We start from the raw sequence: 13,805 nt of genomic DNA, 5'->3' as shown, positions 1-13,805 counted from the left end.
GTGGCCGCCGCATCGCCCACGGGCCGCGCCGCGTGCGTGGTGGTCAGTATCGGATCGGGGCGGGACTCCACAATCCCGAGCGGGTCCGGGTGCCGAGTTCGAGCTTCGCCGGGCCGACGGTGTCGTTGTAGGGCTCGTAGCGTTCCAGTGATCCCCAGTCCCGTCCGATGTCGTCCTGGAGGTAGCTGGGCACCGTCGTGGAGTCCAGCGACACCTCGATCCACCCGAGCGGGCCGCCACCGAAGGAGTCCTGCCACGCCGAGACGGCCGCGGCGAGGTCGGCGCCGGGCATGATGCGCCACTTGGGCACCTCGGCGACGCCGTCGCGGTGGTCGAACGGTCGCTGACACGGGAACGCCAGACCCGAGGTCCAGTCGATCTGGACCGGATCGCTGTCGCCGACGAGTGACTGCAGGGTCTGCAACCGCGGCACACGCGGCGGAGTGACCACGATGAACCGGTCCGAGGCGAGGTTGTCGTCGGTGGCCACGATGCGGACGGCGGTCGCGTCGGCCGGGAACGAGCTGCGGTAGGTGCGCAGGTTGCGCCACGACGGGCTCGGCCCGGGATCGATGAGATCGACCTCGCCGGCCGAGGTGTAGTCGCTGTCGCGGGTCCCGCTGCCGGTGCTGTATTCGAGCTTGAGGTCGGAGATGTCGAAGTTGCCGGCCGCGGCCATCGCGACCAGGGGGGTGTCGGCAGACTTCGCGGGCAGGCGGTACCAGGACGAGGTCAGGCGCGCGGGGACCTGGTCGGCGGCGGAGTAGCTGCCCAACACCGGGGTGCGCTCGGGGTCGAGGCCGAACGGAAGCTTCGCCGTCGACCCGTTGACGCCGGGCTTGTCGTTCTCGCCGCCGCCGGTGCCGCCCGCGTTGCTGGTGAGGACGTCGGGCGAGGCCGCGACATTGGTGCTCAGCACGCCGAGCGATCCCTCACTGGCCGTGGAGTCGAGCATCATCGGCAGGCCGTTGGGCGTGAAGTTGCTGGTGGCGGCACTGCTGTCCGACGAACCCTCCGGGCTGATCTGAGTGCTGGCGTCCTCCGGCCGCGGGCCGGCCAGCGGATCCGACGACGACGTGTCGATCGGTGTCAGCAGGCCCTCGTTCGGGTCGGGCTCCACGAGCACCTTCTCGGCCATCGCGCAGGGGGATCCGGTGAGCGCGTCGACGTTCGACGACGGCACCGAGAACGATCCGCTCTGGTTCACCCCGGACACCACGGCGGTGGAGACCTCGAACACCACGAGCAACCCGGCGATGATCGCCAGCGGTGCGGCCGCGAACCGACGAGCGGCGGGTAGCGGGGCGGCCACGATCCGCGAACGCCTCGTCCGGGAGGGCGCGGCGGTGGGATCGGGTGCGGGGCGGTGCGGGTCGCGCAGATGGAACCAGCCGGCCAGCGCCAGGGTCGCGATGCTGAGGTACAGCAGGATGCTGCCGAGCGCGACGACCAGCCGGACCGGCTGCGATCCGTAGGGCATGCCGTAGTTGGAGATGTAGAAGTAGGCATTGGGCCCGGTGAACGTCAGGCCGGTCACGAACAGCACGAGCGCGGTCACCAGGGTCCGGTTGCGGCGCGAGTGCATCGCGGTCGCCGTCACCGAGATCGCCGCGATGGCCGCCAGGGCCGCGGCGAGACCGGCGAACACGCCGAAGTGGTGGGTCCATTTGGTCGGCGTGAACATGAGGAACACCAGCGACGCGAAGGTGATGCCGACGATGCGTCGGGTAGGGCCCATCGCGGTGCCGGGGATCCGGTTCTTGCGGAACAGCATCGCGCCCGAGACCACGAGCCCGACGAGCATCACCAGGACGGCGAACCGCCGACCGACGGAGCCGTTCGCGGAGAACTCGAACAGCGCCGAGTAGCGGTTGATCTCGTTGTACCAGTGCAGCGACGGGCCGAGAGCGGTCTTCATCTTCGACGCCTGCAGGAACGCGGTCAGCGTGAGGTTGGAGAACACCACGAAGATCACGAAGGTGCCCGCGGTGAGCACGGGCGCGATCATCGCGACGTAGGTGACCCAGCGGCGACCACCGGTCGTCTCCTGGATCACCTTCGTGCGCTTGATGATCGACATGATCATGGGTCGTCCGCCGGCGATCAGGGCCGCGACCGCCATCAGTCCGGTGGGGCCCGCGGCGAGGCTGAACGCGCCGACCGTGCACGCCACTGCCGCGGGCAGGGTGCGTCCGGTGGCGATGGCCCGTTCGACCGAACACCAGGTCAGCAGGGCGCCGAGGCAGATGATCGGTTCCGGGCGCAGACCGTTGTTGAACGGGAACCACGACGCCATGAACACGAACGCCGCGGTCCACGGCACGATGCGGCTGGTCGTGGCGGCGCGGCCGAGCCGGGGAAGGATCTCGTGGGAGATGATGAGCCACACCGCGATCCCGCAGAGCAGTGCGGGCAGCCGGACCAGCGGGCTCGCGGTGCTGATGTGGGCGAGCCAGCCGAACACCTGGTAGTACCAGCCGAATGGCGCCTCGGGCGCGCCGTACCAGCGGTAGTAGTTGGCGGTGTAGTGCGCGTGTTCGGCGACGCGCGACATCGTCAGCAGATAGCCGTCGTCGGAGGTGTTGGCACCCACGATGTGCCAGACGAGCAGCCCGCCGATCACGACACCGTCGCGGGGGTTGAACCGCCACCACCGCGCGGGGAGGATGCGGCGGTGCCTGCGGCCGTCGGTGCCGTCGAGGACGGCCAGGGCGATCAGCGCGACGATGGTCGCTACGACGCCGACGACGATCGCCGCCCACTTGATGGCCGTGGAGGCGGTGGAGTAGCGCGAGTCGATGGTGGCGTGGGCGCGCAGACCCGGCACCGCGCCTGCGGTGTCGGTGAGGTCGGTGAAGATGCCCGTCAGCTGCGGACGTTGGTCGCCGTCGGAGGTCTCACCCTGCAGCGGTGCCCCGTCGGAGTCGGTCATCCCGACGAACTGCGCGGTCACCGCCTCGGAGGTCGCGGTGACGTCGATGCTGCGGCAGTTCTGGGCCTGGATCTGGGCGAGTGAGGCACTGACCAGCGGCACGTTGCGGACGACGACCTCGACCGTTCGTTGATCGGCGGGATCGGTCGCCGCGCCCGAGACGCGGATGAACAGTCCGCGCTCGACGGCCTTCTCGGCGTCTTTCGGCGTGGTCGACAGCAACACCGACTGTCCGGACCGATCGAGACGGGTCACCGCCGAACACGGCACCGACACCTCGATGTCGATCGGCACGTAACTGATCAGTGGAGCCGTCACCGATCGCAGCTGCTGGTTCGCCGACACCTGTGGCCAGTCGATCTCGGCGGTCGTCTGGGTGACGGGCAACAGCGGGGTGGCGATGGCGAGGACGAACCCGAGGAGTCCGGCGACCACCGCGACGATCCGGGCGATACGCACCCGATCCGGGCCGGTCCGTCGGGTCGTCACGCTCCGGGTCTGCTCGGGTCGCGACGTCGCGGGCCGGGGGTTTTCGGGCACAGCTGCTGATCGTAACCGCGTGGCGGGGCAACCGGCCGCAGGAGGTCAGGCGCCCTACAGTGACGTCCATGTCCCAGCGCAGCCGGACGGTCCTGCTCCTCAACGGCCCGAACCTCAACATGCTCGGCACCCGCCAGCCCGAGGTCTACGGACCGGCGACCCTCGCCGACGTCGTCGAGCTCGCGCAGCACACCGCCGACGAGCTCGGGCTCACCCTCGTCGCCCGGCAGACCAACCACGAGGGCGAGATGCTCGACTGGATCCACGCCGCCCGCGGGACGGTCGACGCGATCGTCGTCAACCCCGGGGGGTGGACCCACACCTCGGTGGCCCTGCGCGATGCGCTGGTGATCCCCGAGGTGCCGATCGTGGAGGTCCACATCAGCAACGTCGCCGCCCGCGAGGACTTCCGTCACCACTCGTACGTCTCACCGATCGCCTCGGCGGTGATCGCGGGATGCGGGGTCTCGGGCTACGGATACGCCCTCCGACGGGTTGCGGAGCTGCTCGACACGCAGTGATCTCGGTCACATCGAGCTGGGTCGGCACTGTGGCGATGACCAGCGTGACGGCCCCTCCTTCGGTATGAGATCCGGTCGCAGTTGTCCTGTTCAACTGGCGTTCGGGCAAAAGAGGGGGACGGGATGCCCGGTGTCCTCCGTTAGTATTCCTCGCAATGCTGTTGCGCCTCCGGAGTGCGTGACGGTGCGAAGCGACCGTCGGGGGCGATTCCAGACCCACGTCGACGGTGATGTGGAGGTCCGATGCGGGAGGCTCGTCATGTCGACCGCTGACATCGCCCGCCAGTCGCCCGGAACCGACGGACCGGCCGACGATCGCGAGATCGTCGGCGCCCCGGCAGACCACGACGCCGGGCTCGAGGCCCTCGAATCCGATCTGGTCCGCAGCCGTTTTCACGTCCTCTCGACGATCGCCGCGTACTTCACGCGGCCCCGGTGGTGGGTCGAGATCGCGCTCATCGGCGCGCTCTACGGCGTCTACTCGCTGATCCGCAACAGCGTCGGTGAGGTCGCCGACACCGCCTTCCGCAACGCCGAGTCGATCCTGTCCTTCGAGGACCGCTTCCACGTCGCCCTCGAGCGGCCGCTCAACGAATGGGTCCACCACACCCCGATCGTGGCCGACATCGTCGCGCTGCAGTACGCGACGCTGCACTTCATCGTCACCCCCGCCGTGCTGGTGTGGCTGTTCTTCCGCCGCAGCACGCACTACCGCGCGGTCAGCGCGATCCTCATCGTCACCACCGTGCTCGCGCTGATCGGTTTCTACTGGTTCCCCACCGCCCCGCCGCGGTTGCTGAGCCGGCAGGGATTCGTCGACATCATGAGCCAGACGTCGTCGTGGGGTTGGTGGCCGGAATCGGGCACCCCCGGCAGCGACGCCATCTCCAACCAGTACGCCGCGATGCCGTCGCTGCACTGCGCGTGGGCCGCCTGGTGCGGGCTGACGCTGTTCTTCCTCGCGCGTCGCATGTGGGTGCGCATCCTCGGCCTCATCTACCCGTTCACCACGTTCTTCGTGGTGATGGGTTCGGGCAACCATTACATCCTCGACGTGCTCGCCGGTCTGGCCACGCTCGCCGTAGGCGCCGCCGTCGTCTTCGGTGTGAGGGCGCTGTGGCGATCCCGCGTCCGGCGGCGCTACCAGGACCAGGCCGGGCGGCACGCCGAAGCGACCGCCGCGGCCGTGCACGCCGAATGAGACCGATTCGATGACCACCGGGGTGACCGGCCGGCAACGGAGCTGGCCGATGGCACTCCCGCTGGCGGTGGCCCTGATCGCGACGGTCACCCTCTGGGCGCTGAGCCCGACCCTCGGAGATCTCCAGGCCGCGATCGCGCGCGAGGAGGCCGCACGATCGGGCGTGGGTCTCGGCTACTGGTTCGGCTGGTACGGCGGGGTGTCGCCGGGCAGCTATTCGCTCCTGGTGCCCGCGCTGTCGGCGCTCACCGGCTCCTTGGCCCTCCTGGCCATCGCCACCCTGCTCATCGCGGTGATGGCGCATCCCCTCGCACACGCGACGGTGGGTGCCGGGCCGGGCAGTCGGGCGGTGCACCCGACGATGCTGACCTGGGCGATCGTCATCGCCGCGGTGCTCAACATGATGTCGGGGCGGGTGGCCTTCTCCGTCGGCGCCGCGTTCGCACTGGTGGCCGTGCTGCTGCTCCAACGGGGCGCGAGCACCCTCGCCGCGGTGGTGCTGCTCGTCTCGGGTCTCGCCAGTCCGCTGGCGCCGGCGTTCGTGGGGTTGGCCGCGGTGCCGTTCCTGCTCGGCGGGGGCCACCGCTCCCGCACGGTCTGGAGCGTCCTCATCGGATCGGGTCTCGGCGTGGTGGTGCCGTTCGCGCTCTTCGGAGCGCCGGGGGCCCAAGGTTTCCCGTGGACCACGCTCGTGTGGACGATCCTCATCGGCCTGGGTGCGGGCTTCGCGATCACCGAGGTCCCGCAGCGGTGGATCGCGCCGCTCGCCATGCTCACCGCGATCGTGGTGTTCGCGATCCCCAACGGCATCGGGTCGAACCTCAGTCGCTTCTTCTGCCTCGTGGTGCCGTGTCTCATCCTGTGGTTCTCGCGCCGCGCCCTGCCGATACTGCTCGTCACCCTGATACCCGCGGTGAGCTACGCGGGATTCGTCGCGGTGGCCGATCAGGTGGCGGTCGCGAATGCCGGTGACACCGAGAAGAACTACGAGCCACTGCGTCTGGCGCTGCTGCGCGGACCGGGCCTGGTGAACCACCGCGTGGAGCTCATCGATGCGGGCACCCACGCCGGATCGCACGAACTGGGTTCGCTGGTGAAGCTGGCGCGGGGCTGGGAGAACCAGTCCGATTCGCGGTTCAACCCGATCTTCTACGACGACGGCGCGCTCACGCCGCTGTCGTACCGCCGCTGGCTCAACGAGAACGCGGTGTCGTGGGTCGCCGTCTCAGACGAGCCGCTGCGTCAGGCGAGAAGGGAGGCGGCACTGGTCGATGCCGGTCTCCCATATCTCACGCGCGAGTGGGGCAACGACGAGTGGACGCTCTACCGGGTGGCGAACCCGGGATCGGTGGTGGCCCCGCCGCTGTCGCTGGTGACCGAGACCCCGGCGCAGATGGTGGTCGAGATCCCCGACACCGGAACACATCCCATCCAGATCCGGCCCAACCGCTATCTGGTGGCGCGCAACGTCGACGATCCGACGGTCAGTGCGTGCATCGACCAGACCGAGCAGGGATGGATCACCGTGCGCGCCCCGCAGCCGGGCACGTATCGGCTCGAGGGCCCGCTGTCGGTGCGGGGCGTGCTCTCCGAACAGTCGCCGAGCTGCGCGTAGATCCACAACAGGCGTTGACACCGCGCACGGCGCAGGAGGACACTCGTCAGGTACGTGTGACGGCAGACACACACAACCTGGTCACATGCCGGCACCGACAGCGGAGGTGTGCGATGGCGACCGACATCCGGGCGCGCAGGATCCGGTTCTCCTACCCCGAGGGATCTCTCGAGCGGCACTACGTCGCCGGAGACCTCGTGATGAGCCACATCGTCTCGATGCTCTCCGCCGTGTTCCCCGAGGGTGAGGACTTCTTCGTCCGGTCGGTGAAGCACTATCGCGACCAGGTCACCGATCCCGTGCTCAGCAAGCAGATCGCCGGGTTCATCGGCCAGGAGGTCACCCACGGCCGCGAGCACCGCGAGATCAACGAGCGGCTCGGCGACATGGGATACCCGACGATGGCGTGCGACAAGCACACCAAACGCGCACTGGCGCGGATGTTCCGGCGGTTGCCCCACCGGCTGTCGTTGGCGATCACCGCAGCCCTCGAGCACTACACCGCGACGCTGGCGTCGTTGCTGCTCACCGAGCCACGAGCCCGTGCCCTCATCTCCTCCGAGCAGGTGCGGGCGTTGCTCATGTGGCACGCCTACGAGGAGGTCGAGCACAAGGCGGTCGCCTTCGACGTCTACCGGTACGTCGGCGGAACCGAGCGGATGCGCATCGCCACCATGCGGGTGGTCCACGTGGTGTTCGTCCTCAACACCATCGTGTGGACGATGGTGTCGATGGCCCGCGACCGTGCCACGTACAACCCGCGACGACTGTTCGCCAGTCTCGCTGCGCTGCGGGACAATCCGTGGCTCGGGCGCGAGGTGCTCGAGGAGCTCCGGACCTACACGCGTCCCGGGTTCCATCCCGACGACAACCCGACCGAGTACCTGCTCGAGGAATGGCGAGCCGAGTTGTTCGGCGACGCCGGGGTGTTGGCGGACAACCTCGCCGCCGGCCGGGGTCACCGCTCGAACTGAGCGTCAGCCCCGTAGGGCCTCGGCGACCGCGTCGGACACCGACCCGCGATGCACCTCGCCGTGGCCGGGGAAGATGAACTCCACGGCCGAGCCCGATCGCTGTTCCCGCTCGGCCAACGCGCGCAGCGCTTCTCGGTTGGCTGCCTCGTCGTGGTGGAACACCGGGTGGATGCACTGCGGCCCCACACGGCCGGTGATGCCGTGCCCGGTCACCAGTGCGTCACCCGACACCAGCACGCGGCCACCGGCCACGAGGTAGGCGCTGTGGCCGTCGGTGTGGCCGTGCGCCGACACCGGCACCGGGCGTCCCGGGAGGTCCAGCGCACCGTCGGAGTCGCGTGCGGGGAAGGCTTCGGCGTTGGGGATGCCGGCGGTGTCGAGGCCGCCCAGGGCCACGATCTCGGCCATCCAGCGCAGTACCCGCGGTCGGTAGGCGAGCTTCGCCAGCGATCTCGGCGTCGCCTGCTGCAGGTGTTCGCGGCGGGCGTGGGACACCTCCACGGGGTCGAGGTGCACCGGGAACGCGTATCGGTTCGCGAGGCGGGCCAGGCCGCCGATGTGGTCGACGTGGGCGTGGGTGATCAGTGCGGCGCGGATGTCACCGGGCTGTGCGCCGATCTCGCGCACCGACGCGATCACGTCGTCGACCTGCTTGGGGTAACCGCCGTCGATGAGGGTGATACCCGAATCGTCGCGCAGCAGAACCCAGTTGACGTGCTCGCTGTGGATGAGGTGGGCCGTGCCGTTCGCACTGCCGTCCTCGACGGTCGTGATCGTGAAGTGACTCATCTGCGCACCACCAGGACGAAGGGACCCACCTCGGTCACGGTGAACCGGGGATCGTCGAACAGGGCCGAGCCGAAGGCCACTGTGTAGCGCCGCACGTTGGGGTCGTTCGGGTAGACGTCGGTGGCCAGTCGCAGAGCATAGCCGTCGGCGCTGTAGCGGAACAGGAACACCCGCGGCGCGCGCCAGGGCGAGGTGTCGAGCGCCCGGATGAGCTCGTCGGGGGTCTGCAGCGTCGCCCACCGCTCGATGGCGGCGGCCCGTTTGTCGAACTCCGCCAACGGGTTCGCGTAGTGCGACGTGAGGCCCTGGAAACCGTAGTACGGGTAGACCGAGAGGAACCCGTAGTCGGCGGTGAGAACAATCGTCTCGTCGCGCGGGCGTCCGGTCTGCTCCCGGATCAGGGTGTCGATCTGCGGGAAGTACGACTGCGCGCCGGGCGGGCGCTTGTCGGCGCGGTCACCGTTGCCGTCGGTGTCGGTGTAGGCGGTCGTGATCTCCGAGCTCAGATGGTCGGGGATGTTCTGCGACACGCCCACCGCGGCGACGACCGCCGCGACCACCACGAGAAACCGGATGTCGCCGAAGCGCCTCACCGCAGCCCGGGCGATCTCGGCGATCCCCAGGACTCCGGCCGCCGAGAGGGTCACCGCCAGCAGCGGTTCGAGCCGGAACGACAACAGCGTGGTCCCCATCGCCGTCAGCGCCATCGACAGCAGGCAGAACAGGTAGATCGATATCACGACGAGCCCCAGGGCAAGGGACACCGTGCGCTGCCGGTTGCGCAACAGCAACCACAGCAGCCCGATCATGGTCAGCACACCGACGAGCGTCAGGTGCAGCATCGGTGTGGGGAGTTGCGCCCCGCTCGAGGGCAGGTAGTGCTCGGCCGTGCCACCGCTCGCCGGCGAGTTCCGCAGTCGAGCCAGGAGATACGGCGCCCACACGATCAGCGCGATCAGGCCGGACACCACGCCCATGCCGATGAGCCGCGCCGCGTGCACACCGAGCACACGCAGCCGTTGGCGCCGCACGGCTCCGGGGTCGGTCGCCCGGTTGGAGGTCGCGCGCAGGGCGTCGACCGCGAGGTAGAGGGCCATCAGCACCGCCGACAGGGCGAACAGTCCCGTGAACAGGGTGTAGAAGGTCGCGCTCACACCGATGAAGATGCCACCCGCGAGCAGTGCCGCCCGGCGACCCGAACGCAGGGCGTGGAACACCGTGATCATCATCGGGGCGCCGACCAGGATGAGTACGGCGGCATAGGGTTCGGGGCCCGCGTACATGATCGTCACCGCGGTGGTGGCCAGGGTGATCGCGATCGCGCGGTCGGTGCGGATCATGCGGGTCCACAGCGCCATCGCCACGGCTGCGGCCACCGCGATCGACAGGATCGCCCATGGCTTGAAGGCCTCCCAGGCGGGCTGATCGACCAGATTCGCATATCGGCCGCCGAGCCAGAACCATCCCGCCGGGTAATACGGCGCGAGGTCGATGTAGGTCATGTCGGCGAGGCCGTGGGTGTCGGCGAGGCGTGTCAGGTACTCGGTGCGGAACTGCTGGTCGACCGAGATCCCGAACAGGTAGAGCTTGGTGGCACCGAGCGGCATCGCGAGGGTCACCGTCGCGAACGCCGAGATCCCCACCCAACTCAGTGGTTTCACCCACCGGGTGAGTGCGCCCATCCGCGATGCGACCACCGCGACGAGGAGGACGGCGATCGCCACGCACTGCCCGACGGTGGTGAGGGCACCGGTGACGTTGGAGGAGTTGAAGGCGGGCCACTGCACCCGACCGATGGCGAACAGACCGATCGCCCCGACGACCGCGGCGACGATCGCGGCCGCGAGGATCGTCGCGGTGGCTATGCCGTACCGGCGCAGACCGGCCGGGTCGTCGGGCGCGGCGGGTGTGCGCGGCGCCTCGGTTTTCGGGTTGTCGGTCGCCGGGGGTTCGGTACGGGCGCTCACGTCGGGATCAGATGGGGAGTTTGCGGAAGATCGGCCGCGGGATGTGGCGCAGGACGATCATCACGTAGCGGAACGGCGGCGGCGCCCACACGATCTCCTTGCCCTTGTCGGCTGCGCGTACCGCGAGGCGGCCGACGTCCTCTTTGTTCACCGTCATCGGGGCTTCCTTGACGTGCGCCGAGAGGCGGGTGCGGACCATGCCCGGGCGGATCACCAGGACACGGACGTTGAACTCGCGCAACGCCTCCCCGAGGCCCAGGTAGAAGCCGTCGAGGCCGGCCTTGGTGGATCCGTAGACGAAGTTGCTGCGGCGCACCCGCTCACCGGCGACCGAGCTCATCGCGATGATCTGGCCGTGGCCCTGCGCGCGCAGGCGCTCGCCGAGCAGGACGCCCACCGACACCGCCGCGGTGTAGTTGATGTCGGCGGTGAAGACGGCCTTGCGTTGGTCCTGCCAGACCTCCTCGTCGACACCCTGCACACCGAACGCCACGATCGCGACGTCGACATCGCCACCGGCGAAGGCCTTCTCGACGACCTCGGGATGCGTGTCGGGCGTCAGCGCGTCGAAGTCGATGCGCTCCACCGACGAGGCCCCGGCGGCGGTCATCGTCTCGATCGCCGCGTCGCCGGCCGGGTCACCGGGCACCGTCGCAAGGATGACCCGCATCGGTCCCTTCTTCAGGTACTCGGCGCAGATCGCGAGCCCGATCTCGGAACTGCCACCGAACAGCAGCAGGGTCTTCGGCACGCCGACGGCGTTGATCATGAACGAGGTCCTTCGGTTCTGGAATGTGTGGGGTCGTCGAGAGTTGTCTGGGCTCAGGCCAGTTCGAGGCGCCGGGCCATGTCGGAGACGAAGACGCCGTGCGGGTCGATACGACGTCGCGTGGCGATCCACTCGTCGATCCGCGGGTACATCGCGTGGAACGTCTCCGCGGTGGTGCGCGAGTCCTTGGCCGAGTACAGCCGGCCACCCATCGACAGCACCCGCCGGTCGAGTTCGGTGACGAACTCGTGCAGACCCTTCTTGATGGGGAAGTCGACGCAGATGTTCCACCCCTCCATGGGGAAGCTCAGCGGCGCCCGGTTGCCCTCGCCGAAGAGCTTGAACACGTTGAGGAAGCTCACGTGTCCCGAGGCCTGGATGTCGATGATGATCTGCTTGAACTCCTCGACCGCCTCCACCGGGACGATGAACTGGTACTGGAGAAAGCCTTTCGAGCCGTACGCGCGGTTCCAGTCACCGAACAGATCCAGCGGGTGGTAGAACTTCGTCAGGTTCTGGACCTTGCCGGTGTAGTTGCCGCCCATGCGGTAGTACGCCTCGCCGACGATCGCGAAGTCGAGCTTGTTCGCCAGGCCGTTGGGGAAGATGTCGGGGAACTTGATCAGTGTCTTGCCGGTGAACGCCAGAGGATTCTTGGCCAGATCGTCGGGCAGCTGGTCGAGTCGTGCCAACGATCCGCGGGAGAACGACCCGCGACCCAGCTTCGGCGGCTTGCTGATCGCGTCGAACCAGCCCGAGCTGTAGTCGTAGCCCTCCTCGAAGCCGTCGGCGTGCAGCGCGATCGTCTCGTCGAGGCTGTTCGTGGTGGCTCCGTCGGCGATGAAGTACGCGGTCTCGGTGCGTGTCATCACGATCTTCGCGCGCAGGATCAGGCCGGTCAGGCCGATGCCGCCGACGGTCGCCCAGAAGATCGAGGCGTCGGGGTCGTCGGGGGTGCCGTCGGGCCCGATCTGCAGGACGCGGCCGTCGGCGACGAGCAGCGTGATCTCGGAGACGTGATTGCCGAAGCTGCCCGCGCTGTGGTGGTTCTTGCCGTGGATGTCGTGTGCGATCGCCCCGCCGATGGTGACCTGGCGCGTGCCCGGCAGCACCGGCACCCACAGGCCGTAGGGGAGGGCCACCTTCATGAGGGTGTCGAGATCGACGCCGGCGTCGACGTCGGCGATCGCGGTCTCGTCGCTGATCGAGTGGATCCGCTTGAGGCGCGTCATGTCGATGGTGAGGCCGCCGACGTTCTGTGCCGACTCGTTGTACGAGCGGCCCAGGCCGCGGGCGATGACGCCGCGACGCAGGTACGACGGCTTGTCGGCGTTGCTGTCGGCGACCCGCGCGACGGCGTCGGCGATGACCTCGACATCCGGGGTCGACAGCACCTGGCCGTCGATCGGCGTGGTGCGACTCCAGCCCACGAGTCGACGGGTTTCGATGGGCAGATCGGTGGTAGACATCGGTCGACAGCCTACTGCGTCGGCGTACGGCCCCGACCTGCCATGACCGTGCTCGTACCCGTGGGCCGACTCGGGCTCAGGCGATCAAGGTCCACACCAGGCGACCGTCCTGCGTGCCGGGGAGCCACCCGTCGAACGCGGTGCCGGTCTCGATCGCGACGATCAGGTCGAGCAGCAGGTCGCCGATGCTCAACCACCAGGTCGTGTCGTCGTCGGCGTCGACCTTTTCGAATGCCCTGATCATGCGTGCGAGCGCTCCCGGCCGGAGATCCATGACCAGCAGGTAGCCGTCCTGCTCGGCGACGGGCAGGTACTCGGGGATGAAGGTGTACGCCGGAGTGCCTGCGACATTGCTGTACGAGCCCGCCTCACCGATGTCCCACGCCTCGATCATCATCGCCCGCGTCACCAGCGCCTGGTCGAGACTCAGGACGTCGTACCCGGGTATCAGTGCGTCGAGACGCCCGGACGGCACGGACTGAAAGAGGCCGAACCACTCCGAGCCCCAGATGAGGTCGTCGAGTGGGCGCGGTGGGTCGGGCTCCAGGGCGGGGTGATCGGATTCGACCAGCGGAGCCCCCGCAGGGGGAGGCAGTTCGAACACTGGACTGTCGGTCACGCCGAAGTCGCGCAGCGCCGACTGCAGCCGGGGCCAGAGCGGGGCGACGTCCCGCTCGCGGCCCGCGCGTGCCTCCGGTGGGCTGTACCTCGCGGGCCCGCGCAGGAGCACCTCGTGCCCGGCGGGACCGTCGATCGGCCAGATGTCGATGCGGATCTGGGTGAGGTAGGAGTCGGGATGCAACCCCATGCAGAGCACGCGGACCATGTGCCGTCCCGCGGGGACGTCGGAGAAGATCTGATCGATGCCGACGTCGGAGTCGCGCCTCGTGTGACGGCGAGTGGGACGGGTCCGGAACCGAACTCGACAGGCGCCTGTTCGATGATGTCCCACTCGATCTGGTCTGCGTCGGTGGGCGGTTCGGCGTCGTGCACGTTCACCTGACCCGCGACCGATCGCGCATCGAACA

Annotated in this window: 10 protein-coding genes; 4 read left to right on the top strand and 6 right to left on the bottom strand. The window is 68.8% G+C overall.

All coding sequences use genetic code 11. The features are described from left to right. Nucleotides 1–43 precede the first annotated feature (43 nt). Entirely contained in the window at nucleotides 44–3,421 is a 3,378-nt protein-coding gene (locus tag ACQ7HM_RS04490; RefSeq protein WP_434215628.1) for an arabinosyltransferase domain-containing protein, read from the bottom strand. 119 nt (nucleotides 3,422–3,540) lie between these two features. On the opposite strand from ACQ7HM_RS04490, the gene aroQ reads away from it, so the two are divergent. The 4 genes from aroQ to ACQ7HM_RS04470 all read left to right on the top strand — a co-directional run bounded on the left by aroQ (nucleotide 3,541) and on the right by ACQ7HM_RS04470 (nucleotide 7,783). After that, the gene (gene aroQ / locus ACQ7HM_RS04485) at nucleotides 3,541–3,993 is read left to right on the top strand and encodes a type II 3-dehydroquinate dehydratase (protein WP_434215020.1); all 453 of its coding nucleotides are present in this window, start codon (nucleotides 3,541–3,543) and stop codon (nucleotides 3,991–3,993) included. 259 nt (nucleotides 3,994–4,252) lie between these two features. Further along, nucleotides 4,253–5,194, top strand: a complete 942-nt coding sequence (locus tag ACQ7HM_RS04480; RefSeq protein ID WP_434215019.1) for a phosphatase PAP2 family protein — start codon at nucleotides 4,253–4,255, stop codon at nucleotides 5,192–5,194. A 49-nt stretch (nucleotides 5,195–5,243) separates the two neighbouring features. After that, nucleotides 5,244–6,809, top strand: coding sequence for a hypothetical protein (locus ACQ7HM_RS04475; protein WP_434215018.1), 1,566 nt, complete (start codon nucleotides 5,244–5,246; stop codon nucleotides 6,807–6,809). A 113-nt stretch (nucleotides 6,810–6,922) separates the two neighbouring features. After that, complete coding sequence (locus ACQ7HM_RS04470) at nucleotides 6,923–7,783, top strand: metal-dependent hydrolase (RefSeq protein WP_434215017.1); 861 nt, start codon at nucleotides 6,923–6,925, stop codon at nucleotides 7,781–7,783. Nucleotides 7,784–7,786: 3 nt separating this feature from the next. Here ACQ7HM_RS04470 and ACQ7HM_RS04465 read toward each other — a convergent pair whose 3' ends face one another. From ACQ7HM_RS04465 to ACQ7HM_RS04445, 5 genes are all read right to left on the bottom strand, one after another. Beyond that, the gene (locus ACQ7HM_RS04465) at nucleotides 7,787–8,572 is read right to left on the bottom strand and encodes an MBL fold metallo-hydrolase (protein ID WP_434215016.1); all 786 of its coding nucleotides are present in this window, start codon (nucleotides 8,570–8,572) and stop codon (nucleotides 7,787–7,789) included. Next, nucleotides 8,569–10,539: a galactan 5-O-arabinofuranosyltransferase gene (locus tag ACQ7HM_RS04460; RefSeq protein ID WP_434215015.1), complete on the bottom strand. Its 1,971-nt coding sequence runs from the start codon at nucleotides 10,537–10,539 to the stop codon at nucleotides 8,569–8,571. The genes ACQ7HM_RS04465 and ACQ7HM_RS04460 overlap by 4 nt, the downstream gene beginning before the upstream one ends. Before the next feature lie 7 nt (nucleotides 10,540–10,546). Continuing rightward, nucleotides 10,547–11,308 (bottom strand): decaprenylphospho-beta-D-erythro-pentofuranosid-2-ulose 2-reductase, encoded by a 762-nt coding sequence (locus ACQ7HM_RS04455; protein WP_434215014.1) that lies wholly within the window; start codon nucleotides 11,306–11,308, stop codon nucleotides 10,547–10,549. A 53-nt stretch (nucleotides 11,309–11,361) separates the two neighbouring features. Continuing rightward, nucleotides 11,362–12,777 carry an FAD-binding protein gene (locus tag ACQ7HM_RS04450; protein WP_434215013.1) on the bottom strand — a complete coding sequence of 472 codons (1,416 nt, stop codon included), beginning with the start codon at nucleotides 12,775–12,777 and terminating at the stop codon, nucleotides 11,362–11,364. Nucleotides 12,778–12,853: 76 nt separating this feature from the next. Continuing rightward, on the bottom strand, nucleotides 12,854–13,603 hold the full coding sequence (locus ACQ7HM_RS04445; protein ID WP_434215012.1) for a hypothetical protein: 750 nt from the start codon (nucleotides 13,601–13,603) through the stop codon (nucleotides 12,854–12,856). Between the last annotated feature and the right edge of the window lie 202 nt (nucleotides 13,604–13,805).

The sequence above is a fragment of the Williamsia sp. MIQD14 genome (assembly GCF_051025635.1).
Lineage (GTDB): Bacteria > Actinomycetota > Actinomycetes > Mycobacteriales > Mycobacteriaceae > Williamsia_A.
The sequence above is the reverse complement of the archived record's forward strand: the minus strand, read 5'-3'. Positions and strand labels throughout refer to the sequence as shown.